The sequence below is a fragment of the Anabaena sp. UHCC 0204 genome (assembly GCF_009711975.1).
Lineage (GTDB): Bacteria > Cyanobacteriota > Cyanobacteriia > Cyanobacteriales > Nostocaceae > Dolichospermum.
Genome location: NZ_VIKW01000007.1, coordinates 105,580 through 131,970 on the forward strand (window position 1 = coordinate 105,580; position 26,391 = coordinate 131,970).

The 26,391-nt window shown below is 37.4% G+C and carries 15 protein-coding genes and 1 tRNA gene; 8 read left to right on the forward strand and 8 right to left on the reverse strand.

Translation table 11 applies throughout. The features are described from left to right. Positions 1-222: 222 nt before the first annotated feature. Complete coding sequence (locus tag FJR04_RS08010; RefSeq protein ID WP_168493405.1) at positions 223-753, forward strand: TIGR02281 family clan AA aspartic protease; 531 nt, start codon at positions 223-225, stop codon at positions 751-753. Between the two features lie 23 nt (positions 754-776). After that, positions 777-1,493, forward strand: coding sequence for a M15 family metallopeptidase (locus FJR04_RS08015; protein WP_168493406.1), 717 nt, complete (start codon positions 777-779; stop codon positions 1,491-1,493). Here the strand turns inward: FJR04_RS08015 and FJR04_RS08020 are convergent. Then, positions 1,454-2,035 carry a Uma2 family endonuclease gene (locus FJR04_RS08020; RefSeq protein ID WP_168493407.1) on the reverse strand — a complete coding sequence of 194 codons (582 nt, stop codon included), beginning with the start codon at positions 2,033-2,035 and terminating at the stop codon, positions 1,454-1,456. The two genes, FJR04_RS08015 and FJR04_RS08020, sit on opposite strands and share 40 nt — an antisense overlap. A gap of 97 nt (positions 2,036-2,132) precedes the next feature. Here FJR04_RS08020 and FJR04_RS08025 point away from each other — a divergent pair. After that, positions 2,133-2,217, forward strand: a tRNA-Ser gene (locus FJR04_RS08025). Between the two features lie 22 nt (positions 2,218-2,239). Here FJR04_RS08025 and FJR04_RS08030 read toward each other — a convergent pair. Further along, entirely contained in the window at positions 2,240-3,859 is a 1,620-nt protein-coding gene (locus FJR04_RS08030) for a serine/threonine-protein kinase (RefSeq protein ID WP_168493409.1), read from the reverse strand. 687 nt (positions 3,860-4,546) lie between these two features. Between FJR04_RS08030 and FJR04_RS26450 the strand changes: the two genes are divergently transcribed. After that, positions 4,547-4,675, forward strand: coding sequence for a hypothetical protein (locus FJR04_RS26450; protein WP_256366790.1), 129 nt, complete (start codon positions 4,547-4,549; stop codon positions 4,673-4,675). 248 nt (positions 4,676-4,923) lie between these two features. On the opposite strand, the gene FJR04_RS08035 is transcribed toward FJR04_RS26450, so the two are convergent. The 6 genes from FJR04_RS08035 to FJR04_RS08060 form a co-directional block, all read right to left on the reverse strand. Beyond that, a complete protein-coding gene (locus tag FJR04_RS08035) occupies positions 4,924-6,180 on the reverse strand; it encodes a glycosyltransferase (protein WP_168493411.1) in 1,257 nt (418 codons plus the stop codon). 89 nt (positions 6,181-6,269) lie between these two features. Beyond that, complete coding sequence (locus FJR04_RS08040) at positions 6,270-7,529, reverse strand: glycosyltransferase family 2 protein (RefSeq protein WP_168493413.1); 1,260 nt, start codon at positions 7,527-7,529, stop codon at positions 6,270-6,272. Positions 7,530-7,595: 66 nt separating this feature from the next. After that, on the reverse strand, positions 7,596-8,054 hold the full coding sequence (locus FJR04_RS08045) for a DUF2141 domain-containing protein (protein WP_168493415.1): 459 nt from the start codon (positions 8,052-8,054) through the stop codon (positions 7,596-7,598). A gap of 35 nt (positions 8,055-8,089) precedes the next feature. Further along, a complete protein-coding gene (locus FJR04_RS08050; RefSeq protein WP_168493417.1) occupies positions 8,090-9,094 on the reverse strand; it encodes an NAD(P)-dependent oxidoreductase in 1,005 nt (334 codons plus the stop codon). Positions 9,095-9,334: 240 nt separating this feature from the next. Beyond that, positions 9,335-10,513, reverse strand: a complete 1,179-nt coding sequence (gene devC / locus FJR04_RS08055; protein ID WP_168493419.1) for an ABC transporter permease DevC — start codon at positions 10,511-10,513, stop codon at positions 9,335-9,337. A gap of 58 nt (positions 10,514-10,571) precedes the next feature. Further along, a complete protein-coding gene (locus tag FJR04_RS08060; RefSeq protein ID WP_168493422.1) occupies positions 10,572-11,783 on the reverse strand; it encodes an ABC exporter membrane fusion protein in 1,212 nt (403 codons plus the stop codon). A gap of 2,434 nt (positions 11,784-14,217) precedes the next feature. Here FJR04_RS08060 and FJR04_RS08065 point away from each other — a divergent pair. The 4 genes from FJR04_RS08065 to FJR04_RS08080 all read left to right on the forward strand — a co-directional run bounded on the left by FJR04_RS08065 (position 14,218) and on the right by FJR04_RS08080 (position 26,364). Further along, positions 14,218-19,605 carry a type I polyketide synthase gene (locus FJR04_RS08065; protein ID WP_168493424.1) on the forward strand — a complete coding sequence of 1,796 codons (5,388 nt, stop codon included), beginning with the start codon at positions 14,218-14,220 and terminating at the stop codon, positions 19,603-19,605. A 74-nt stretch (positions 19,606-19,679) separates the two neighbouring features. Continuing rightward, complete coding sequence (locus FJR04_RS08070; RefSeq protein ID WP_168493426.1) at positions 19,680-21,410, forward strand: SDR family NAD(P)-dependent oxidoreductase; 1,731 nt, start codon at positions 19,680-19,682, stop codon at positions 21,408-21,410. 240 nt (positions 21,411-21,650) lie between these two features. Further along, entirely contained in the window at positions 21,651-23,003 is a 1,353-nt protein-coding gene (locus FJR04_RS08075) for a polyketide synthase (protein WP_168493428.1), read from the forward strand. 4 nt (positions 23,004-23,007) lie between these two features. Beyond that, positions 23,008-26,364, forward strand: a complete 3,357-nt coding sequence (locus FJR04_RS08080; RefSeq protein WP_168493430.1) for a type I polyketide synthase — start codon at positions 23,008-23,010, stop codon at positions 26,362-26,364. Positions 26,365-26,391: the final 27 nt, after the last annotated feature.

Sequence of the window (26,391 nt, forward strand, 5' to 3'; positions counted from 1 at the left end):
GACTAGAAGAAGTTTGATTTTGATACAAATTTATCTGCGGTTAATTCCCTCTTCGGTGTACCTCACTTTAACTTATATCTTGCAGCAGTCCCAAACAGCGGAGATGAAGCATTAGCCGCAACGAGAGAATCTATTTATTAATGAAAAGTGAGTAATGTTAACTATAAAAATCGTATCTTAGTTGTATAATAATTTATAGCCATTGAGAATAAATTCAAGATAATGCAACCTTTTAAAAATAGCTGGATTGCAGTTACGTTGGGGTTAATTGTTGTCACCATACCATCGGTAGCAAAAGCTAATGATCCTGGACTTTGTTTCATGGTGACATCTTCCGGTAAAAAGATCAATTTAGGTCAACTGTGCCAAGTCACACAACCAACTGAAACTGTTTTGCGAATACCAATTAAACGCCGTCAGGCTAAAACCCCAATTATAGATGTTAACTTTAACGGTAATCAATTTTTTGAGATGGTTTTTGATACTGGTGCAAGTGGTATCTTAATTACTCAAGAAATGGCAAAAGCTTTAAAAATTAAATCAGCAGGAACAATCAAAGTCAGCATTGCTGATGGTAGTATAATAGAATTGCAAACTGGGACAATCCCATCTGTTGGTGTCGGTAGTTTGGTTGTGAATAATCCCAAAGTTGCAGTTGCTCCTAAAGCTCAAATTGGTCTACTAGGTCAGGCTTTTTTTGAGAATTATGATATTAAAATCTTAGATAAATACATAGAATTTCATCAGCGTTGAGAAGTTAAACATTATCAATTAAAATGCGACCATATCACCAAATCCCGATTATTGAATGTGGTGAACCTTTAGTTAAGATTCCTCTGGAATTGTTTGCGGTGGAATCTCCTCACCCGTATGAAAAATTAGGTGCTGATTATGAGGGACATTCACCTTATTATCTGCGCCAAAGTGTGATTGAAAACTTGATTCAGGCGCAAAATTATTTACAATTACTACATCCTGATTGGTATATTCAGATATTCGATGCTTATCGTCCTGTAGCTGTCCAGCAGTTTATGGTAGATTACAGCTTTGGGGAAGCATTGCGAGAAAGGGGTTGGAAAGAAGAGGAATTGTTACCCCAACAACGGGAAGAAGTATGGAAAGCGGTTTATGAAATTTGGGCTGTACCCAGTTTGGATCTGAATACCCCTCCCCCTCATAGTACAGGGGCTGCGGTGGATATTACACTGGTAAATGATCTTGGGGAAGTTGTGGATATGGGTTCACCAATTGATGAAATGTGCGATCGCTCACTTCCCGAATACTATATTAATAGTCATCAACTGTACAATAGCAATCGGCAATTATTACTAGATGTCATGCTAAAAGCCGGATTTCAACGCAATCCTAAAGAATGGTGGCATTTTTCCTTTGGTGATCAAATGTGGGCTTGGTTATATAATCAATCTCATCCTGAAACTATAATGACAGCACGTTATGGCAGGTTAACAGGTTCAAAACTGATATCTTCATAGACATCTGCAACCGCAAGTTGAAAATCTACACTGGTTAGATGTATATTTTCTCCTTGTCCATAACTATAAAACACCCATTGACCTTCTGCATTACGGCGGAAAACTTCTACATTTGTCCTATTTTGACTGACTAACACATATTCTTGTAGTGATTCTAATTGTCTATAATCTGCAAATTTATCACCTCTATCAAACGCTTCTGTCGTAGGAGATAAAACTTCGATAATTAAACAGGGATAACGCAAAAAGTTATTAAAGGCCTTATCTCTCTGATCACAACTAACTATCACATCAGGATAGTAATAGGTATCAATTAATTCAATATGTGCCTTAGTATCAGCAACGTAAGCTTGACATCCACTACCACGCAGATGATTTCGCAATAGTGAAGCAATATTAAGAGTAATAACTACATGAGTATTACTTGCTCCTGCCATTGCATAAACCTGTCCCTGTCTGTATTCATGTTTGATAGGGCTGGTTTCTTCCCCTTCGAGATATTCTGTAGGGGAAATATAGTCGTAACTGGGAGTTGCAATCATGAGTATGACCTAATGTAATTTATATGTGGGTAAATATCTACAGTTGTGCTATAATTATAAATGCTACTTGTGAATTAAAAAATTCATAATCTGTTTTGGAGAGGTGTCCGAGTGGTTGATGGTGACGCACTCGAAATGCGTTTTGGGGAAACCCAACGGGGGTTCAAATCCCCCCCTCTCCGTTAAATTCAATCAAAACCTCAATTATTCTGGCGGCTTTTCTTCCTTTTGCTGCTTAATTTCTGGTGCTGGATTTTGATTTGTTTCTATGGTGGGAACTACCACAGAAGAAGAATTCACTGGCTGAGATTCCTTGGCTGGAATAACTACAGGATTAGATTCTTGGGAAGGTGGAGGTAACACCTGATTTTGATTAGAATCTGGTACAGTTTTTTCTGGGGGAGGGGAAGCCTTCTGAGATTCTTTAGCATCACGCAAGGTATCCATTAAAGATGGTGAAGGAGTAACAATCGGTGTTGATTTCTTGACTGTGGGATTACGAGGTAGAATAGGTTGAGAATTATTTTTAGGTGCTTGTTCTTCAGAACTACCATTACTAGTAGGAGTTGGTTCGGGAGAAACAGGAGTATTTTTCCGGATTCTTCTCAAACTAGGGACTGGTGCAGATTCGTTCAAAGAGGATTTTTGAATCTTTGGAGTTGCAGATGATGGTGATATTTCCACAACAGGTTTAGGCGGATTAGATTCGTAAATAGGTTGTTCAACAACTGGTGTCGGTAATGATTGTAAATTAGATTTTGATAATATCCGCGTCATACTAAATCCGCCCGTAGCTGCAACCAAGGCGATACTAATACTAATAGCTGCCTTCGATACACCTGCTTTTTTTCCTATGTCGGCGGCTTTCTCTCTTCGTGAAGGTGTAGAAATGGGGTGAAGAAAAGCTTTTTTATGTAAATCTTCTGCTTTTAAATCTGATAAATTAATAGTAGGTACAGCTTGAGTCGGTACAACTGGTGATGTAAACTTGAGCGCATTTCCCGGTAGTAGTTGCAACCATTCGGCTACTGTCGTGGGACGAAACTGCTGTTCTACAGCCATTCCTTTCATAACTGCTTGATTAACAGCTTCACTCAGATGGGGTTGTAGTTCACGGGGAGAAGGCATTTGTTCCCGATTCCTCCGCAACGCTTCGCTATCGCGCAATAATGCTGGCATAGGAACTTGTCCTGTTAGGAGTGCATATAACGTTGCTGCTAAACCATAAACATCTGTAGCTGTTGTTCGTGCAGCTTGAGTTAAATACTGTTCAATAGGTGCATAACCCTCGCTGACTAAACCTGTGTGTGTCTGTTTTGCCCCGTTATTAAATTCTCTAGCAATGCCAAAATCAATTAGCACAACTTCCTGAGTTCCTTGGCGCAAAATAATATTATCTGGTTTTATATCTCGGTGCAGCAAACCATTATGATGTACCACCTGCAATGCCGCGCCTATTTGACGAATATAATGGATAGCCGTAGCTTCAGGTAGGGGTATTCCTGGTAAGACAAATGCAGCGCCTAAAGTGTCTCCAGGAACGTATTCCATCACCATATAAGGTAGATTATCCTCCTCGAAAAAGTCGCTTACTCGGACAATATGAGGATGAACGCAAGCAGCTAATCTTTTGGCTTCATCTTGAAATTGGCGCTGGAACTTAGGAAAATCGGGATGTTGCCGCAACCTCTCATTAATAGTTTTCATCACTACTTCTTGTCCTAAATAGTGATGTATGGCTTTAAAGGTAACACCAAATCCGCCCCGCCCTATTTCCTGGAGGATGGTATATTTTCCATTCTGCAAAATTGTGCCTGCTAACATAGGGTTTTTTGAGTCTTAGAATGAGCAGATAATTGACTTGGTTGTAACACTCTTACCTATTATGACAACGGTTTTTGATTCTGAATAAATATTAATTGTGAAATATCACCTATAAAGTTACAGCAGATTGCAGATACATGATGTACATGATTTAAGAACAAAGCCATATACCAAGAGACATTCAAACCAGTTGAGAGTTCCCTATTCCCTGTTCTCTGCTGTAATTAGTCATCATCATAATTGATCAGGGAAAAATTCTCGCATCAGTCTGAAAACAAATATTGATGTCAAGATCAATAGTATCTTCTAATACTAATGACATGGAAATAAAGAGGAATATTACTGAATATTCTGTTCACAAATCACAAATACAAGGTGATACAAATCACGCAATTTCAGTATTTTCATCACTGTACAATTTCTAGAAATCACTGAATATAAATCTTGTAAGTTTATTTTTATAAAACTTATATAAATCCTGTATAAAGTTGCACCACATAAATACTATAGAGCCAAAAATCCCTACATAAGAGACTTTTTGAGTAAGCCTTATTTATACAACTTGATATGAACATCCAAACCATCACCCACAACGAAAATTCTCACCAGGAGCTTTCAACTCCTACACTTTATTTTGTTACGTACCGTCAAAAATTTGGCAGTTGTTTTATTTATAGAAATGAAATAATGATAGGTATTTCTTTAAATGCAGTCCGTAAACTAGCTGAATTATTACTACAACCCAATGAAATAATTAGCCATATTAAAGATATTTATCCATTACTACCAGCAGGTTTCAATTTAATAGACTTCTGATCAATAATTGAAAATATAAAAACCTCAGAAGTGATAACTTCTGAGGCATAAAGAGTTTTAGGAACGATTGAGGACAATAGCCATCTTGCGATTAATTGGAGTAGGCAATTTTAAAATTAATAACAAGATAGCCAAATTTGTCAGTGTCTCAAATTAAGAACCTAAAAGCCCACAGGTCAACTACTAAAATAGTGTAGCAGGAACATTTCTATCTCAGTAGCCAAATTGGCGTTTTTTTTGGATCTGATTTAGACATCTACCTTTTGAGAGATATTCACTAATTCGTAAAGCTTATCTTCAAACTTTTGCGTACAAGCTGACCAATCAAATTCCAGAATAGAAGGACGAGCTTGCTCAGTCATTTTGGCTTTGAGTTCAGGATTTTTAAGAATTGTAATCACATTTTCAGCAAAATCTTGAGGGTTATTCGGTTTAGATAAAAAGCCATTCACACCAGAAGATACTTGTTCAGTTGTGGAAGGTGCAAAAGCCGCTACTACAGGAGTTCCAGAAGCAAGAGCTTCGTTAGTTGTGGTACAGAAGTTTTCTGTAACTGAAGGGTTAACAAATATATCTGCTCTCGCAAACCAACCTAATAGTTCTTTACCATGAGATTCACCCCAAATAGTCACACCATGAGGGAACTTCTCAGCACGACGGCGAATTTCTGCATCTAAAGGACCACTACCAACAATTACTAAGTGAACATCAGGAATTTGAGCAGCAATTAGGGGATAGATATCTAAAAGTTGGGTAACATTTTTTTCGGCGGTAATGCGTCCTACAAAGAGAATAGTTGGCCGTTTATCATCAGGAATTGGATCATAACAAATATTGCGGGGATGGAATTTCTCGCAATCAATTCCTTGATAGGGTACATATTCGCAGCGTTGACATTGTAACTTTTTGTATTTCGCTAATTGTTCACGTGATGGAAATAAATTTACATCATAGGTTTCGCTAAATTGTTTAATAACAAATGGCAATATAGGACTGATTAAATTGAAGAAAATATCTCCCAGATAATATCGGATATAGGCGATAATATCAGTATGGAAAACTGATATAATTGGTGTTTTTGTTTGCTTTGCATATTCAGATCCAACAGAACGCCCATAACCTTGTAAGAAAAAAGCATACAAACCTTTCATTTGTGCTGCTTCTTCGACAATAATTACATCAGGTTGGAATTCCTTCAGTAATTTAGTATCATTCCAATGACGATGGTTTAATGGTTGGGGTAAAGATTTATATAAAATGAGTGGTTCTGTAGGAAATGCAAAAGCAGAAAAATTAGGAAAAGGTTGTAGTTCACTAAGTCCCGACATGGGACGATTACCAACTTGTGGAGGATATTGATTATTAATTTCTGGGTGAACTAAAAAAACTTCGTGTCCTTGTTTTAATAACCAGTGAACTCGCTGATGAACTGCAACAGAAACTCCTGTCAAAAATGGAGCATACAATCCAGTAAATAAGGCAATACGGAGAGGTTTATTTTTCATGGTAATCTGGCTGAAGCTATGGTTTTTAATAATTGTTTGCATGGGAACTGGGAGGTTTTTGCGGCTGAATCTAAAATTTTCCCATTCCATTAAAGAGAAGCTTTTGGATCAATTGGTTGATCTAACCATTGATAAGGACGATATTCTACTAGACGGATATTTTCACGCCCTTGAACTCGATAAGTAAGTCCACGCCATGTAATGGTTGATGTCCACAAAGAAGATAGCATTACTAACCCATAAACCCACTGTGTTAAAGGGATAGCAATTAACATTTTGATAATTGTAAAAGGTGATAGTTTTGGGAGTTGTTCACCTTGATGAGAAAGGACTTTATGTACTCCTAATTCCATCAATAACATCAACAATAGTAAGCCCATTGTGTAGGAAACATAGGAAGCCAATAATAAAGCAGCAGCATACCATTGAGCCTGAAATAATAGCTGAAAAATGACGATGATCACTACATTGGGAATGAGGATGCTAGAAAATGCTTCACTAACTATAGCTAACCATTGGGGATGATAAAGTCTAGAACCAAGAATTAAGCGTTTGAGAGATTCTAGTAAATTTTGTAAATTACTTTCTTCCCGATTTAGCATTAATAAAGAAGGAACAAACTTAATCTGTAACTTATGTTGTTTGAGGAGTTTATGGAGGAGCATATCATCTGTTAAAACTTCTCCCCATTTATCCAAAAGTTCTATGCGGTTTAATACTTCTGTTTTGATAGCTAAAGTTCCACCCCAGGGAATTTGGAATAGAAACATTTGCACTACAGTAGAAACATTACCGGAGTAGCGAACTAATGAACCCCAATAATTACCTGTGGGAAGATACCAACGATTTCCTGTTGTGAGTCCAACTTTAGCATCCATGAGAGGAGTAACTAATTCTCGCAACCAATGAGGATGAACTATGGTATCAGCATCAATAAAAGCTATGACTTGATAAGCATTATCCAAATCGGAGACAGCTTGTAATAAAGCACTGCATTTGAGACTACAATTATGACGAACTGCTCTTAATGTGCTAATTTGGACGTTAGTTGCACCCAGTTCATTAATTGTTTCTGTGACAATTTTAAAAGCTGGATCTTCTTTACTATCAATAATCAGCTTTAAATCATATTGGGGGTAGTTTTGTTTTAAAAGCGATCGCACACAATTAGGTAAAAATGGATCAGCACCCCGTAAACAAAGAATCACCGCAGTTTTAGGTAACTGTTCATCTGGTAATAACTTTGGTTTATGTGAATGCAAATACCATAGAAATACTAGCGTTAAACACGCCTGAATAATCAACCAACTCAGCAAAGACTGAGATAGAAATATCATTAAATCTGGCATTATCTCTGAATTGCTATAAGTCGGTAATTTGTAATTACTACCCAATTCCTAATCCCCTAACTAAAATTAGGGATCAAGAGAATACTTCATGAAGATATTAATGCTAGTATTCTTGTTCACCTTAAAACTAACATTTTTGAAAGGAGGTGTACCAGTGCTAATGGAAACAGTAGGATTTTTAGAAAGTCCAAAACCCTCTTTAGGAATGCCAAAAAAATCTTTATTGAGTTTGCGATCGCCATTTTGATCATCAACTACAGCTACAGCATAAGTACCAGGTTTTAATCCAGTAAATACTTTCTTCACAGAACTACCTGTAATCTTAGTACAGCCACTTTTAACTTCACTTTTATCACTGTTAGGAAATCCTTTTTCAGAGTTAAAAACTCTCATACAAATTTCTCCAGTTTTGTTACGAATGCCGTTAACAACAACACTTAAAGATGTTGTCTGTTCAGCATTTGCTACATTAGTAAAGCTGAGACTTAATAAAGTAGCCATGAACAAATTTACAACTTTCACCATTAGTAAATACTTCCTTATTGTGAATGGAATTTGATTTATTTCATCAATTTCTGAATGTCAGTTTTTTGCAACCATTCATGAGTTCGACGCATTCCTTCTTGCAAATCAACCTTGGCTTGATAATTTAAAACACTTTCCGCTTTGGCGATAGAATAAGCATAAGGACGACTCATAAAATCAACTGATTCTGGGAGAATATCAGCTTTTTTCCGAAATAGTTTTTGTCCTTGTAATCGTACCCGCAGAAACAATTTCATTTCCTCTTTAGGTAAAGACATTGGTGCTGGTAAACCTTCCAACGAGGCTAAATGAATAAAATACTCCTTCCAGGAAGTTTCTTTACCATCGGTAATATTGAAAATCTCCCCATAAGCTGATTTTCCTATAGCTAAAAAGATGGCATCAATTAAATTATCTACATATAAATGATTCATCACACCTTTACCATCATTAGCATAGGCAAATAATTTCTGTCGCATCATGTGAACTGGGCGCACTATCCAAGGAATACTTCCCGGACCATAAACATCTCCAGCCCGAAGCACTATTACTCCAAAATCTGGGGCATTATTAAGTTTTAAAACCTCGATTTCTGCCTCAATTTTTGTTTGACAATAGGCATTATTTTCGCCAGAAAGTACACCTGATTCTGTAACCTTTTCCGGGTAATCAAACCCATATACTAAAGCAGTAGAAAGATGTACAAATGTTTTTACACCAGCTTGTTTAGCAGCCTTAGCAATATTAACAGTACCACCAACATTTATTTCCCGGAAATGTTTAATATCCCCAGCTTCTTCGGCAATTTGAGCATTGTGTAAAACTATATCTACTCCCTGACAAGCTTTCGAGCAAATTACAGGATCAGTAATATTACCAACGATAATTTCAATACCTAAATTCTGCGCTGTTTTATCCTTAACTTGGGAACTTTGTAGTCCTCTAACCTTCATTCCTTGAGCGATCGCTAACTCGGCTGCACGCAAACCAACAAATTCATCAATTCCAGTAATTAGCAGAGTTTTGTTTTGGAAGTTCATGTTGCGAAATAAATAAGTATTTTCTGGAAAATGCCAACAATCACACAAGTTGGTAAGATAATTGTAGTGTTGTTGATTACACTAAACTTCTATCTTTAGTTAGTGTTAATTTTCAAGGATATCTTGAAAATTCAGCAGTCTTAATCATAATAGAAATCACGAAATTGTCATTCTAGATGTTGCTTATCTGGTGCATCAAATATCGAAAATCTATTAATTGCATTGGTTTTACCTAAATTGCTAGAAAATATCAGCCGGATCAGCAGAACGCAATTTATTAATAGCTAGAGATCCCGAAGTGATGCAAATTAAAACAGTAGATGTCAAGACAATTAAAGCATTGTTGCTAGTCATAATTATTGGTAATTTAGTTACTTTCATAGCAAAATCATATAAAATTAAGGAAATTATAAAGCCTGGTATATAAGCGAATATTGCTAATACTATGGCTTGCTGAAAAACTACATTTAATAAATATCCATTGGCATAACCAATAGCTTTTAAAGTTGCATAGGCAATAAATTGAGTAGCAATATTGCTATACAAAATCTGGTAAACAATGACCACACCAACAACAGAAGCCATAATTAACATCAAATTGAGGATAAAACCAATTGGTGTTCTTGCTGACCAATATTGTTTTTCAAAATCAATAAAACCCTGACGAGTAAATATCTCTACATCTTCTGGTAAATTTGCTTTTAAGTTGGCTAGAATCTGTTTTGTATCAACGCCTGGTTTGAGTTTAATGACACCAATATCTATCTTGTCAACTGGGCGACTATTAGGATTAATTCTGAGAAAAGTTGAGTCACTCACAATTAAATTACCATCAACACCAAAGGAAGGTCCTAAACTAAATAAACCACCAATTCTTACCCGATAACCCTTAACAGCATCAAAGGGAAAAATTTCAATAGTCTGTGCAGTATTTCCTTGATTAAATAATTCTGCTATTGGACCAAATTCTGGACGGGAATCCCGATCAAATATCATGACATCAGGGATTTTGAGTTTATCTAAATTTTGCTTAACTTCGGGAATATCCAACACTGATTTTGCTGGATCAAAACCAATGACATATATAGAATATTTCTCACCACTGATGGGATTTTTCAATTTTGCAAATTGCATATAAATTGCACTGACTGAATCCACACCATCAAAACCTAGAGTCTGGTATAAACGAGTGCGAGAAAAACTTTGAATTGCTGTCAAAGATTTATATTGAGAACTAACTAAAAATAAATCACCGTGTAATCTTTGATGTACTGCTGTTGCACTAGAATAAAGTGCATCTTGAAAACCAAGTTGAATAAACATGAGCAGGACAATAAAACCAATTCCGGCTACAGCAATAACAAACCTCAGCTTTTGTTGGACAAGCTGTAGCCATGCTAAAGGAATTTTGATATTCATATATTTTTAGGTGTTAGTTGTCAGTGGTCAGTTGTTTAAAATAACTAATAACTAATCACTAAATTTGAATGGCAACATCTACTTGTAAATTAGTTAATCGAGATACTTTTTGACTATCGCTAGGACTATCAATAGATATTTTCACCGCAATTACTTTCCGGTCGGTATCAGAATTGGGATTAACACTAAAGATATTTTGTTTGTCAACTTGCCAACCAATTTCACGCACAGTTCCTTGCAATTTACCAGGAAATGTTGTGCTAGTAATGATAGCTTTTTGACCAATTTTGACTTTTTGAATATCAGTTTGATAGACTTCTGCCAGCACTTGCATTTGTGATGTATTACCAATTTCGGCAAAGCCAGAAGTAGCAATTACTTCTCCATTTCTGGCATGAATTCGCAAAATTGTCCCATCTATAGTAGATGTAATGTAAGTTAAATCATGGTCGGCTTTGGCTTGTTGAATTGCGGTTTCTGCACTTTTAACTTCACTTTTTGCTAACTCCACATCAACAACTCGTACTTCTTTAATGCTGTTAAGTTTGGATTTGCCTTCTTTAAGTTGATCCTGGAGAGTATCTTGAGTCCTTTTGAGAGTAGCCTCAGCCTCTTGGAGTTGCTGTTGTGTCGTTTTTAATGCTAAAGCTTTAGTATCAACAACAGAGGCAGAAACAGCACCATCTTTAAATAATTGCTGATACCGATTGCTCTCTTTCTGGGCATTTTCCACTTCAGCCCGAATGCGATTAATTGATGCTAATTGAACCGCAATTTCGCCTTTTAATTGGGAATTCAACCGAGTAATTGCGGCTTTTTGAGCATTGATATCGCCAATTTTAGCTCCAGCTTGTACCTGTGCAAGTTTAGATTTAGCAACTAACAATTTATCAAATGCTTGCTGAATAGCTGCTTTAGAACGATCATGGTCTTCTAGATAAGCTAATACTTGTCCTTTTTTGACATTATCTCCTTCTTTCACTAACAGGTTTTCTACTCGGACACCATTGATAGAATTAGGAGCAGATAAATAAGTAATTTTGTCTTTTGGTTGTAACCTTCCTAAAGCAGTGATAGCGACTTTAACAGGAGTGGGTTGAGAGGTACTCACTGGAGAAATAGAACGAGATTGAGTATGAGAATTTATCCTCAATTGATAAAAACTGTATAAAGATACTAATCCTGCCGCTAAAGTTAGAGAAGTTGCTAAAATTATCTTCCACTTTAGTCCAGAGAGTTTGAATAATTGGCGTTCTTTGTTTACTGCCATATTTTTATTCCAATGGTGTTATGCCAGAAAATACTCGTAATGGTTATATTAGTTGCAAGAATTCAGCCCTTAGCTGATGTCTAACCGCAGACTATACCAACAGCTATTAGCTCAGAATTTCTTTGTTGTTTTTTTACTCAATACCAGAAATTTTTACTGTGAATGGGTATTGGTTTACCGCTGAATACTTCCAAAAAAAGGGAACAGATAAGAAAAAGAAACTCAGTCAAAAAAAAGATGTTTTTTGAGATGTGTAGCACGAAAAAAACAGTGTCATTATTTCAATCTCATGTTTGAGTTAAACATGAGTCTTTTCTGTTCCCTCTGAATATCCGTAAACTTATCCTTTGTTGCTTTCATAGAAGGATAGGTTTCATTATTTATGTATGAATTGTTGCCAGCCTTTGAGCCGTTATAAATACCCACATTAGTGCTAGAATTAATAGGGCTTTTACTTTTGAGCATCTATGATTAACGCCACGCCATGCTATCAGTTCTATCTTGAATTGGCATTTAATTAAGTAGCCTAAAATACGATACCCCTATAGAGAAATAGAAATCTCAAATCCCCAATCAATGATGATAATAAATTAGGTAGAATTGCTAAACTCACTCTCAATTATCTCAAATAAATCCTATCTTGTCAACTCATTTTGAGTTATTAAACTAAGGTGAGACTTGATTTACTAATCTAGTAGCGCCAAGCGAAATTAAAAATTAATAATTAAAAACTTAAAAAGCAGATAATACAAGCTGCTTGCAAATTTTTAATGGTTGATTGACTGACGCTATTGTGTACTAGTTAATCACTCCTTTATTTTCAATACTTATACTCATAAATCAATTTTAAAATCTGTAATTGCTTTAGCAAAACCACGGACAATCAAGGACAAGTGTCCATATTTCATCACAATTGATATAGATACAGGTTAGTGATCAACATTGAAAAAATTAATGTTTGGTTTATAAATAACTAATTGCCTATAAAAGGTGAGTTATCTTATAAATTCATCAAAAATATAGGCTTGATTATGATAGTTTGCTGAAAAAAGACATGATTATGTTCAAATACTTCCTGTGTGTATTTATTGATTAGTAACTTAGGAGACAATTTATAGAGAAAGCTGATATCCTCAAGCTATTATTGATATCTCAACCGTAAATATCAGGTAGGTTTGATAGAGAAATCTAGTTTTAGATGATACTTGTCTACTTGGTTTATATTAAAAAAGGAGATAATTGCAGCTAGATTTTTCCTCAAAAATTACTAGAAATGAACTATTCCATTTTCATAAGTTGTGCTAGTCTTTTTATTAATTCAATATTTCTAAATCAAAAGGAAACTATTGATTTGATTGCAGGTAAAAAGAAGAAATACTAAAATCAACCAATTTATAACAGCAGAATTGCTGAAAAAAACAAAATCCATAGCTTGAGAAACTTAGGTTTTTGATCTTTATCAGTTACAAGCTGCTATACAATTCCCAAAAAGGTTAAGTATTTTTTCATTGTTCATAAATTCTGAAATGGATTGATGATATTTCTGTAACGGGTTTTGCAGCTTTTCTGGGTTAAATCAGCTAGAATAGATAAGCCTAGTACATAGCCACATCACTAAAATACCCATTACACAAATCGTCAAAAACTTGACTCAACCAAATTATTTCAGAATTCAAACTTCAGCCTGTATGGACTAGGATTTTAAACTAGCTAAGTAGAAAAGACAGAACAATTCAAAGTTTGTAGTGAGGACTTTAGTCCTAATTTAAGGGCTGTTCGCGTAGCGTTCCCGCAGGGTAGCCCTTACTACCAAATTATCTCAAGATTTTTACATTAGTTAATCTACTTTGATTTATTCTCGTCTACTTACTTATGGCATTTATCAACATACAAAATGTTGTCATTAATACTAATTACATTGCCATAAAGCAAATAGAGTATTTAACTGGTAAAGGGAAAGTAAAGATTGTATCTTCAGTTCAAGTAGATAATTTTACCAGTTAGGACAACAATGTAATCAACAAATTTGCAATATCAAGAGTCTAGTATTTATTCACAAACACAAGGTTCTAAAATTGCTTCAAAACAGTCAAAACACCAACAATTTAGAGACAAAAATCAGGCAGTATATATCCTGTGGTGTTGATTTAGAGTCAAGCATTGAGTTTTACCTGCTTGCGAGTAAACAGTCAGACAACAAAAGTCAGAATTTTTAGTTATAGCAACAGAAAAGGTGGTTAGGACATCAACTAATCCTCAAATTTAGACAATAAAAGGCTTCTAGCACTGTCACCTGTCACCTGTTCCCTGTCACCTGCTATAGATTCTGGACTCAATTTATCTGCAATATGTTGTAGCTTTGATTATTCAGAAGTGAGAAAAATTACTGTAGCTGCACCCACCATTCACGGTACTCACAATTAATCTATGTCCTATGTCTGCTAATTCAATTAATCCTGCCTTGGCGGAATTAGAAGCCCAAATTAATAGTTGTGAACAGGCTTTGCTTAGGTTTATAGAGGAAAAAAAAATGAACATAACTAACGCCACACCATCAGAAAATTCCATGTCAACTAACACAATTAACAGAAAACTGCACACTACCCCTATAGCAATTATTGGTATGGCATCCTTAATGCCTCAATCCAGAACTTTACGGGATTACTGGCGCAATATCGTTAATAAAATTGACTGTATTACTGATGTTCCTTCTACTCATTGGAGTGTAGAAGACTATTACGATCCTAATCCCCGCACACCAGAAGATAAAACATATTGTAAACGTGGTGGTTTTATTCCCGAAGTTGATTTTAACCCCATGGAATTTGGGATTCCTCCCAGCATTTTAGAAGTTACAGATGTTTCTCAACTATTAAGTTTAGTAGTTGCTAAAGAAGCAATGGAAGATGCTGGTTATGGTGATTCTCGTGAATTTAGCCGTGAGAATATCGGGGTAATTTTGGGTGTAGCAATGGGCAAACAATTGGGAATGCCATTAGCTGCCAGATTAGAATATCCAATTTGGGAAAAAGTTCTGAAAAGTAGTGGTTTATCTGACGAAGACACCAAAAAAATCGTTGATAAAATCAAATCTGCTTATGTGAAATGGGATGAAAATGCCTTCCCTGGGATGTTAGCAAATGTGGTTGCTGGCAGAATTGCTAACCGCTTCAATTTTGGGGGAACAAACTGTGTAGTTGACGCAGCTTGTGCTAGTTCATTCGGGGCATTAAAAATGGCCATTAGTGAATTAGTTGAACATCGTAGTGATATGATGCTAACTGGTGGAGTTGATACCGACAACACCATCATGGCTTATATTTCCTTCAGTAAAACTCCAGCGGTTACTCCCAGCGAGAACGTGAAACCATTTGATGCTAAATCTGATGGAATGATGTTAGGTGAAGGCATTGGCATGATTCTCCTGAAACGCTTAGAAGATGCCCAAAAAGATGGGGATAAAATCTATGCAGTAATTAAGGGAATTGGTACTTCTAGCGATGGGCGTTACAAGAGTATTTATGCACCCAGAAAAGAAGGACAAGTTAAAGCTTTAGCAAGGGCTTATGATGATGCTGGATTTTCTCCTGCAACTGTGGGTTTAATGGAAGCACATGGTACAGGAACAATGGCAGGAGATCCGATAGAATTTAGTTCTTTAAGGGATTTCTTTGGTCAATATGATACCCAAAAACAACATATTGCTTTGGGTAGTGTAAAATCTCAAATTGGACATACAAAAGCCGCAGCAGGTACAGCTAGTTTAATTAAAACTGCCCTGGCATTGCATCACAAAATATTACCAGCAACCATCAATATTAACGAACCAAATCCCAAATTAGATATTGAAAATTCATCCTTTTATCTCAACACACAAACCAGACCTTGGATAAAGGCAGAAGGTGAAACTCCTAGACGTGCGGGTGTAAGTGCTTTTGGTTTTGGTGGCACAAATTACCACGTTGTTTTAGAAGAATACGAACCAGAACAACAAAGTTCTTATCGGTTACATGGTGCTGCGGGTGAATTGTTGTTATTTGGTGCTACTCACGCTGAATTAATTAGTAAGTTAGAAGCAACTTTTCATAATTTGCAAGCTAACGACGGGGAAAGATATTATTCTCAATTACTGTTAGAGTGTCAATCTTTAGCTATTCCTAAAACTGCTGCCAGAATTGGGTTTGTAGCGGAAAGTTTACAAGAAGCTTGTAAATTACTGCAAGTTAGTATTGATTTACTAAAAAGTAAGCCTTCAGTCACAGCTTGGGAACATCCTCAAGGGATTTATTACCGTTCTTGCGGGATAGATTTAGGTGGAAAAGTTGTGGCTTTATTCTCTGGACAAGGTTCTCAATACTTGGAAATGGGCAGAGAAGCGGTGATGAATTTCCCTAGCTTGCGATCGCTCTATGGGAAAATGGACAAGTTGTTCAAGCAAGATAATTTGCAACCAGTTTCGGAAATTGTTTTCCCTCATTCCAGCTTTGATGACGCTGAGAAAAAGGCACAAATTGCTGCTTTGCAAAGAACCGAATATGCACAACCAGGAATTGGAGTATTTAGTGCTGGGTTGTATGCTATTTTGCAGCAAGCTGGGTTTAAAGCAGATTTTACTGCGGGACATAGTTTTGGTGAATTAACCGCGTTGTGGGCGGCTGGAGTATTGAGTGAAGATGATTATTTGTTCCTAGTGAAAGCTAGAGGACAGGCCATGGCTGCACCAAAAGATCCAGATCATGATGCTGGAACGATGTTAGCGGTGAAGGAAGATATCAGCAAAATTGAGCCGGTGCTGAAGCTATTTCCCAAGGTGAGTATTGCTAACTTTAATTCTCCCACGCAGATTGTTTTAGCAGGTCCGACGGCAGAAATTCACAAAATCCGCGATCGCTTTCAACAACTAGGATATGGTGCGGTTTTATTACCCGTGTCTGCGGCGTTCCATACACCATTAATAGCATTTGCACAGAAATCCTTTGCGATCGCTACCAAATCTGTAACTTTCCAAAATCCCCAAATTCCCGTTTTCAGCAACGTCACCGGCAAGCATTATCCCCAAGATACAGCAGCGATTCAAAAGAACTTAGAAAGCCATTTAGCTAGTTCCGTGCTGTTTAAGCAAGAAATTGAAAACATCTATGCCGCTGGTGGTTACTGCTTTGTAGAATTTGGACCCAAACGGGTGTTGAGTAACTTAGTCAAAGATATCTTAGGCGATCGCCCCCATCTTACCGTATCTTTAAATCCCAGTAGCTCAAAAAATAGCGATCGCTCACTCCGAGAAGCCGTAGTTCAGTTGCGTGTCATCGGCATGAATCTTAGCAACCTTGACCCCTACCAACTCCAGCCCGTAATACCACCCATTGCCACCAAAAAGACCCTCAGCGTCAAATTAACCGGCATCAACTACATTTCCGAAAAAACCAAAAACGCCTTTACTCAAAGCTTGCAAAACGGACATCAAGTAGCCAGTAGGGGCGCGGGGTCCGCGCCCAATATTCCAGAACTCGCGCAGGAGTCCCCAAATCTAGAAATAGAAACTCCTGTAATTGCCAAAATTCCCACAACTAACGGACATAACGGTAACGGCAACGGACATAAAAAAACCACCTCATTACAGCCCCAGATGACTCCTGTAACCATTACAAAACAAGCCCCAGAATTTTTAGGGCAGCAACCCGGAGGGAAGATGCAAACACCAGATAAACTTGTAGATTGCCAACAAATTCTCACCAGCTTAGAACAACTCCTCAACCAGTTCCAGCAAAACCAAAGCGAGAATTTACAAATTCACGGCACATATCTCAACCATCAGATGGAATATGCAAAAACCTTCTTCCAACTGATGCAACAGCAAAACGCCTTATTTGCTAATGCTAAATCTTCCGTAGATGCTGCTCAAATTAAGCAAATAGTAATGGAAACATTAGAGCGGAGCATGATGCAGTTTCATTCCCAACAAGGTGATACTCTCCGCATTCATGAACAATATCTGCGGGAACAGGTGGAATATAGCAAAAACTTTTTCCAACTCATCCAACAAGAATATTCTCAACTGATCTCTGATACCCAAGAAGCAACAACTTCTATCCCTGTACCTGCTCCTGAAGAAGCACCAGTAGCTCCTACAGTTAACATTATCGCCCCCCAGCCATTACCAGTAATTGAGCCAACCGTTCAATTCCTAGAAGCACCTGTTCCCACTGTAGTTAAAGTTGCAGAACCTGTAATTACTGCACCAGTACCAGTTCCCACTCCCCAGCCCTTAGTTGCATTCACACCAGAACCCGCACCCGTAAGCAGCAGCGTTAATCTGGATGACTTAGCTAACAACCTATTAAGCATCACCAGCGAAAAAACTGGTTATCCTATCGAAATGCTAGAACTCGATATGGATATGGAAGCCGACTTAGGCATTGATTCCATCAAACGAGTCGAAATTCTAGGAGGATTGCAAGAGTTATACCCTAACTTACCCAAACCCAACCTCGAAGAACTGGCAGAAAAACGCACCATTGGTCAAGTTGTCGAATATCTGCAAAAGCAGGTAACAGGTGACAGTGTAGAAGGTGACAGGTTACAGGTGACAGGTGACAGTGTAGAAGGTTACAGGTTACAGGTTACAGGTGACAGTGTAGAAGGTGACAGGTTACAGGTTACAGGTGACAGTGTAAAGGTTACAGAGGAAGTAATACCAGAACCGGTTACAGAAGCAGTCCCCAGTAACGAATATGCTGATTTAGCCCAAACCCTGTTAAACATCACCAGTGAAAAAACAGGTTATCCAGTCGAAATGCTGGAACTGGACATGGACATGGAAGCCGACTTAGGCATAGATTCCATCAAACGGGTAGAAATACTGGGAGGAATGCAGGAAGCATATCCCGACTTACCCAAACCAAATATAGAAGAATTAGGCGACCTCCGCACAATTGGACAAATCGTTAACTACCTCCAAACACTGGTGGGAGGTGAAAAAAAAAAGCCGTACTTTGATGTTGACTCGGTAACAACCACCGTAGGGGCGCAGGGCCTGCGCCCTCTTACTCCCCTCCCAGAACTGGTTGATTTAACCCCACCACCAATAGTAGACTCCAATTTTCCCCGTCGTCCAGTTAAGCTAAAAACCTTACCCAGACCGGATTTCTGGGAAGCACAACTACCAGAAGGACACATTGGTTTAATTACTGATGATGGTTCTTTAACTACCACCAAACTAGCCCACACGCTGATTGAACAAGGTTGGAAAGTTGTAGTTTTGAGTTTTCCCCAATCATTAGTTCCCGAAAAATTGCCATTACCAGTAGGTGTTACCCGCATTACCTTGGCAAACATGAGTGAACAACATCTGCAATTATTATTGCAAAGTATCATTACTCAACATGGACCAATTGGGGCATTCATTCACCTACATCCTCAATTTACTTCTGAAAAACCTGGAGATATTTCCTATCCAGAAGCAGAAAAGGCGATCATTAAACAAGTGTTTTTAATGGCTAAACATCTGAAAACAACTTTGAATAATGCCGCATCTTTAGCAGGAAGAACCAGCTTTTGTACAGTCGCACATCTTGATGGTGCATTTGGGTTAGAAGGTAAACAAAACTTTAGTGCGATCGCTGCTGGTTTATTTGGTTTAACAAAGAGTTTACGCTGGGAATGGCCACAGGTATTTTTCCGAGCAATTGACCTCAATCCCACATTAGATCCTCATCAATCCGCACAATATATTCTGGCTGAATTGCACGATTCTAATAGATATATTGGTGAAGTTGGTTATGGTGATCAAGGACGAGTAACACTGGTTGCTAAAGCTGAGTAATTTATATAGTGATAATTGGCAATTATTAATTGTCAATTGTCAATTATCAATTGTCAATTTTTAGGTGAGGTTTTATGACTGCAACAGTTCAAGTTAGTCCATCATCTGTTTTTGTAGTCAGTGGTGGCGGCAAGGGAATCACTGCTCAATGTACTATTAAATTAGCTCAACATCAACCTTGTAAATTTATTCTTTTAGGTCGTTCTGAAATTACTCCAGAACCAGAATATACTCGTGATTGTTTAGAAGATGCAGCCTTGAAAAAACGCATCATGGAAAAATTGATTTCTCAAGGAGAGAAACCAACACCCATGATGGTACAAAAGATATTTAATCAAATTAATTCTAGTCGAGAAATTCAGAAGACATTAGCCGCTATTGAAGCCGCCGGAGGAACAGCAGAATATATCAGTGTTGATGTTACTGATCCTGTGAAATTGAAAACAAAACTCCAGGAAATTTCTCAAAAACTTGGTCACATTACCGGGATTATTCATGGTGCTGGTAACTTAGCAGATAAGTTAATTGAAAAGAAAACATCCGAAGATTTTGAAAAAGTTTACACAGCAAAAGTTCAGGGTTTAGAAAATATTTTAAGTTGTGTAAATCCCCAGCAATTGCAACATTTAGTATTGTTTTCCTCAGTGACTGGTTTTTATGGAAATATTGGTCAAAGTGATTATGCGATCGCTAATGAAATTCTTACCAAATCAGCCCACTTAATCAAACAACATCACCCCCATTGTCACGTAGTGGCAATTAACTGGGGAGGTTGGGATAGTGGCATGGTGACACCACAATTAAAAAAAGCATTTGCCGAAAGAGGAATTGATATTATTCCCGTCGAAGTTGGCACACAAATGTTAGTTAATGAACTGCATCCAGCCTATCAAAATCATTCACAAGTAGTGATTGGTAGCCCCATGAAACTATCACCTCCGCCTTTAGGTACAGAACTACGGAGCTATCGGATTCGCCGCCGCATGACATTAGCAGAAAATCCCTTTTTGCATGATCATACAATTGCCGGTTCACCCGTATTACCAGCTACCTGTGCTAAATCTTGGATGGTAAATGGTTGTGAAGAAATCTATCCAGGTTATAGATATTTAAGTTGTAAAGAATTCAAAGTTTTGAAAGGAATTACCTTTAACTCAACTTTGGCTAATGAACATATTTTAGAAATCCAAGAAATTACCAAAAATGATGGTGATTTTGTAGAATTTCAAACCAAAATCTTGAGTAAAACTCCCGAAGGTAGAACCCATTATCATTTTAGTTCTCTGATTAAACTGGTAAAAAATATGCCAGAAGCACCCATTTATGAAGCAATGGATCTCAGAGAAGATCATATCGTCACCAAAACAGGTAAAGATTTTTATCAAAATGGCGATTTATCCTTATTTCACGGACCAGCTTTCCAAGAAATAACCAGAGTTTTAAATATTAGCCCAGAAAAACTGACAGCCGAATGTTGTTGGCAAGAAATCACCGCCCAACAACAAGGACAATTTCCCGTCAAATGGCACAATCCTTATATAATTGATTTGAGTACCCAAACACTTTGGTTATGGTTAAATCACTTCCATCAAGAAGTTTGTTTACCAGGACAATTAACATACTCAGAACAATTTTTAGCAGTTCCATTCAACGTCCCATTTTATGTTTCCTGTGAAATCAACTCCAAAACAGATACTGGTGCAAACGTCAACTTCATCATTCACAATTGTGAAGGAAAAATCTACTCACGTATCTTAGGAGCAAAAGCCGTAATTTGGCCAATGAAAATGTTAAATAAGAAGTAAAAATCTAAATTTAAAAACCTTGTTGGGATTCCTTACCTCAACCCAACCTACAATTTTCTTTCTTCCTTCTTCCTTCTTCCTTCTTCCTTCGTGTCCTTCGCTCCTTCGTGGTTAATTTCTCTTAATTATCTTCCTGCGTCATAAATCCGTAAACATTGGGGAATCGCGTAAATCCTAAATAACATAGGGAACAGAGCAAATTATATCTCTTTCCCTCATCCCCCAATGAGGATTTCAAAAGTGGAAAAAATAGCTATCATCGGGATATCTTGCCTATTTCCCGATGCTAATAATCCTGAAGAATTTTGGCAGAATCTCACCGAAGAAAAAGATTCAACATCATCTATAACCGTAGCGGATTTGGGAATAGATCCCGCTATATTCTACGATGCTAACAAAGGTAAACCGGAAAAATTCTACTTTCTCAAAGGTGGATTCATCCGTAACTTTAAATTTGATGCCAATGAGTATAACTTACCTCCGGCATTTGTCCAAAGCTTAGATAATACCTTTAAATGGTCATTATATGCTGCGAAACAAGCCATTCTTCAAAGTGGTTATTGGGGAAATAAAACTGCACTTGCAAAATGTGGAGTAATTTTAGGAACACTGGGATTTCCCACAAAAGCTTCCAATCAATTATTTGCTCCTATTTATCAGCAAAATATTGAGCCTGCCATTGGTGAACTTTTGCAGGAAAAAGACTTTCATTTAGGTGGTTCATTAACCTCCCAGAAAGTATCTCCATACAATGCGATGGTTTCCGGTTTACCCGCTGCCATAGTTTCCCGTGCATTCTCCCTTTCTGCAACTCATTTCTGTATAGATGCTGCTTGTTCCTCATCTTTTTACGCCATTAAATTAGCATCCCATTATCTGCAATCAGGTAAAGCTGATTTGATGTTAGCTGGTGCTATTAGTTGCTCAGATCCGTTATTTGTGAGAATGTTATTTTCTGGTATTCAAGGATATCCAGACAATGGTATTAGTCGCCCTCTTGATCAATCATCACGCGGGTTAATTACCTCCGAAGGCATAGGAATGGTAATGCTCAAAAGATACAGTGATGCTGTTAGAGATGGAGACAAAATTCTCGCAACAATCTGTGGTAACGGTCTATCTAATGATGGCAAAGGCAAGCATCTTCTTAGTCCTAATCCTCAAGGTCAAACTATCGCATATCAAAGAGCTTATTCTGAAGCTGAACTAAACCCCAAAACAATTGATTATTTAGAGTGTCATGCTACCGGCACTCTATTGGGAGATACCACTGAATGCAACTCCATTGAAAGCTTTTTTAGTCCATATCAAGCCACTCCTTTAGTAGGTTCAACTAAAGCAAATGTTGGTCATTTACTCGTTGCTGCGGGCATGGTGGGAATAACCAAGACAATTTTAAGTATGTCTCATGACGTTATTCCTCCCACTTTAAATGTGACTCAACCAATCGGTTCTGAAAATAATGTTGTCTCTCCTCAAAACATTGTCAGAACTCCTACTAAATGGCCGAATCAAGAAACTAAAAAAGTAGCTTTAAGTGCATTTGGTTTTGGTGGAACAAACTCTCACATCATTTTAGAACAGGGGAAGTAAGCAAATGAATATTAAGCAAAATTTGACCGCAAAGATGGCAATTGTGGGCATGGATGCCTTTTTTGGTGGATGTGAAGAATTAGATGCTTTCGAGAGCAGCATTTATGACGGAAAACAGCATTTTATCCCCCTACCTGAATCAAGATGGCATGGCATTAATGAACAGGAAACTTTACTGCGAGAGTATGGTTTAGAAGCGGGAAAAGCACCACAAGGAGCTTATATTCATAATTTTGATGTTGATACTTTAGCCTACAAAATTCCCCCCAACGAAGTTGAAAAAATCAATCCTCAACAACTCTTATTATTAAAAGTTGCTGACCGCGCCCTCAAAGATGCCAACATTCCACCGAATAGCAATGTAGCTGTAATTATCGCTGCGGAAACTGAGTTATCTGTACACCAGCTACAACAAAGATGGAATTCATCTTGGCAAATTAGAGATGGTTTGAATGGGGCTGAAATTGCTTTATTACCAGCAAAAATTACCCAATTAGAAAGCGTTGTCCAAGATAGTATTCATCATCAAGTTGAACTTAGTGAATATCTCAGTTATGTTGGCAACATTATGGCCAGCCGGATTTCTTCTATTTGGAATTTCTCTGGCCCATCTTTTACCATTAGTGCCGTCGAAACTGCCGCTTTTAAAGCTTTAGAATTAGCGCAAATGCTACTATCTACCAATGAAGTAGATGCTGTAGTTGTTGGTGCTGTTGACTTAGCAGGAGGTGTAGAAAATGTATTACTGCGAAGTCAATTTGGAAAAATTAATACAGGCATTAATACCTTAAGTTTTGATGAAAATGCCAATGGTTGGAATGTGGGAGAAGGAGCAGGTGCAGTTGTCCTCAAACGCCATGATATAGCGTTAGCAAATAACCAGCGTATCTATGCAGTAATTGATGGTATTAGCATCGGTCAAGCTCCTTCTATGGCTGTAGATAGTGATACTATTACCCAAGTATGTCAACAAGCTTTTCAACAAGCAGGTATTGAACCCACAAAAGTCAACTATTTAGAAGTCTGCGCTAGTGGTATTCCCACAGAAGACGAAGCCGAAATTAACGGTATCCTCCAAGCTTATCCCCCAGTTGGAGACGGTTTACACTGTGCTATAGGCAGCGTCAAAGCTAATATTGGTCATGCCTTTGTGGCTTCAGGAATTGCCAGTTTAATTAAAACTGCACTGAGTATTTACCACAGATATATTCCCGGAACTCCCAATTGGTCTGGTGTCAAAACACCGCAAGTATGGGAAGGTAGTCCCTTCTACGTCGCTACTGAGTCTAGACCTTGGTTTTTGCAAAAAGAGGCCAAATCTCGAATTTCCGCGATTAATAGTATTGGTTGTGACGGGTCTTTTGCCCATGTGATCTTATCAGAAGAAACCCAACAACCAGAACGCATTAGCAAATATTTAGAATCAAGACCTTTGCATTTAGTACCCATTGCCGCAGATGATCAATCTAGCTTATTAGCAGCATTGGATAATTTGCAACAAACTGTTGAAAATACTGATTCTCTCAAAGATATTGCTAGTCAAACCTTTGTGAAATTTCAGCAGAATTCTCAGACCAAATATACACTCTCTCTCATTGGCCGCAACCAAAAAGAATTACTCAAAGAAATTAATTCAGCTAAAAAAGGTGTAACTAATGCCTTTACAAATGGTAAAGATTGGCAAACTCCTATAGGTAGTTATTTCACACCTAAACCGCTGGGTAAAGATGGAGAAATCGCCTATATTTATCCCGCGGCTGTTAATACTTATTTGGGTATTGGTCGGACTCTTTTTCGACTATTTCCTAAAGTCTTAGATGATGTCATTATCAAAAGTCTTGACGAACGAGCAGCAGATGTTGAAAAATTGGTATTTCCTAGAAGTTTGAGTAAATTGTCAACTCGACAATTAGAAACTCTAGAAAAAAAATTATTGTCTGATTCTCTGGCAATGTTTGAAGCAGAAGTGCTTTTCACAAGATTAATCTCGACAATTATCACCGATGATTTTCAAATTAAACCTAAATATATCTTTGGATATAGCTTAGGTGAAACTAGCATGATGGTTGCTCAAGGAGTATGGAGCAATTTTTATGAAGTCAGTCACACCTTTAATTCATCAGCTTTATTTGGAGATAGGTTATCTGGTCAAAAAAATGCTGTCCGTGAGTATTGGGGACTACCAAAGACTTCTACAACTCCAGAAAATAATTTGTGGAGTAACTACGTTCTCATGGCTAGTCCAGCCCAGGTAAGAGAATGCTTAAAAGCTGAAAATCATGTCTACTTAACCCAGATTAATACACCAGAAGAAGTATTAATTGCTGGTGAGCCAGCAGCTTGTGAGCGAGTAATTAAAACCCTTGGTTGCAATGCTTTTCCTGCTCCTTTTGATCATGTGATTCATTGTCCAGCAATGCAATCAGAGTCTCAAGAATTGGAAAAATTATACACTTTACCAGCACAAAACATCCCCGGCATTAAATTTTACTCGGCGGCGGAATATCAATCAATTGCACTTGATAGTCAAGTAATTGCTCACAATATTGCCAAAGGTTTATGTCAACAACTCGACTTTCCCCGCTTACTTAATCGTGTCTACGCTGACGGAGCAAAAATATTTATCGAAGCTGGTGCTGGTGGTATTTGTTCTCGCTGGATAGATAAAAATCTTGGTAATCAAGAACATCTAACTGTATCCCTAAACCGACGCGGTACAGATGATCATAGTTCCCTAATTAAAGCATTAGCAAAACTCTTGAGTCATCAGGTAAATTTAAATCTAGCTCCTTTGTATAACTTATCCTCAGAAAATACACAACGCAAACAAGCTGCACTGAGGAAAGTTACTTTAGGTGGTAATTCTATGACTTCTGCAATTTTGAGTGCAGAAAATCGGCAGCTTTTCACTAATAATAAGCAGCAAACTATCCCTAACTATCAAGAGTATAGAATTATCAATTCTCTACAGACAGCAGACAAAATAGCACCTAGTGAAATTTTTTCCCAGCCCCAACCAGAAAAAAATCCTATGAAAACTATCATGGAGAACGGTTTGAAACTTCCAGAAAAACTAAAATCTTCTGAGTCAACTGGGACTTCTGAGCCAATTCTACCCCTCACCTATAATCAATCGGTTATAGCAGAGAACAGCACTAGTATAAATCAAGAATCTGGTGAAATAATTAGCATGAATGATTTAAAAATTCCTCAGTATCAAAAATTGAGTGTCAATAATGCCCAATTAACTAAAGCACACTCAAGTTTTTTAGAAGCTAGACAGGAATTTAGTCAACAAATGAGCGAAATTATGCAATTGCAATTAGCTTGCGCTCAAAATTTACTAAACGAAGAAAAATAAGTAAAAATCACATAGAGATGTAGGCAT

Coding starts and splice junctions, on each gene's coding strand:
- FJR04_RS08010 (WP_168493405.1), top strand. CDS start 223: ATGCAACCTTTTAAAAATAGCTGGATTGCAGTTACGTTGGGGTTAATT.
- FJR04_RS08015 (WP_168493406.1), top strand. CDS start 777: ATGCGACCATATCACCAAATCCCGATTATTGAATGTGGTGAACCTTTA.
- FJR04_RS08020 (WP_168493407.1), bottom strand. CDS start 2,035: ATGATTGCAACTCCCAGTTACGACTATATTTCCCCTACAGAATATCTC.
- FJR04_RS08030 (WP_168493409.1), bottom strand. CDS start 3,859: ATGTTAGCAGGCACAATTTTGCAGAATGGAAAATATACCATCCTCCAG.
- FJR04_RS26450 (WP_256366790.1), top strand. CDS start 4,547: ATGATAGGTATTTCTTTAAATGCAGTCCGTAAACTAGCTGAATTATTA.
- FJR04_RS08035 (WP_168493411.1), bottom strand. CDS start 6,180: ATGAAAAATAAACCTCTCCGTATTGCCTTATTTACTGGATTGTATGCT.
- FJR04_RS08040 (WP_168493413.1), bottom strand. CDS start 7,529: ATGCCAGATTTAATGATATTTCTATCTCAGTCTTTGCTGAGTTGGTTG.
- FJR04_RS08045 (WP_168493415.1), bottom strand. CDS start 8,054: ATGGTGAAAGTTGTAAATTTGTTCATGGCTACTTTATTAAGTCTCAGC.
- FJR04_RS08050 (WP_168493417.1), bottom strand. CDS start 9,094: ATGAACTTCCAAAACAAAACTCTGCTAATTACTGGAATTGATGAATTT.
- devC (WP_168493419.1), bottom strand. CDS start 10,513: ATGAATATCAAAATTCCTTTAGCATGGCTACAGCTTGTCCAACAAAAG.
- FJR04_RS08060 (WP_168493422.1), bottom strand. CDS start 11,783: ATGGCAGTAAACAAAGAACGCCAATTATTCAAACTCTCTGGACTAAAG.
- FJR04_RS08065 (WP_168493424.1), top strand. CDS start 14,218: ATGTCTGCTAATTCAATTAATCCTGCCTTGGCGGAATTAGAAGCCCAA.
- FJR04_RS08070 (WP_168493426.1), top strand. CDS start 19,680: ATGACTGCAACAGTTCAAGTTAGTCCATCATCTGTTTTTGTAGTCAGT.
- FJR04_RS08080 (WP_168493430.1), top strand. CDS start 23,008: ATGAATATTAAGCAAAATTTGACCGCAAAGATGGCAATTGTGGGCATG.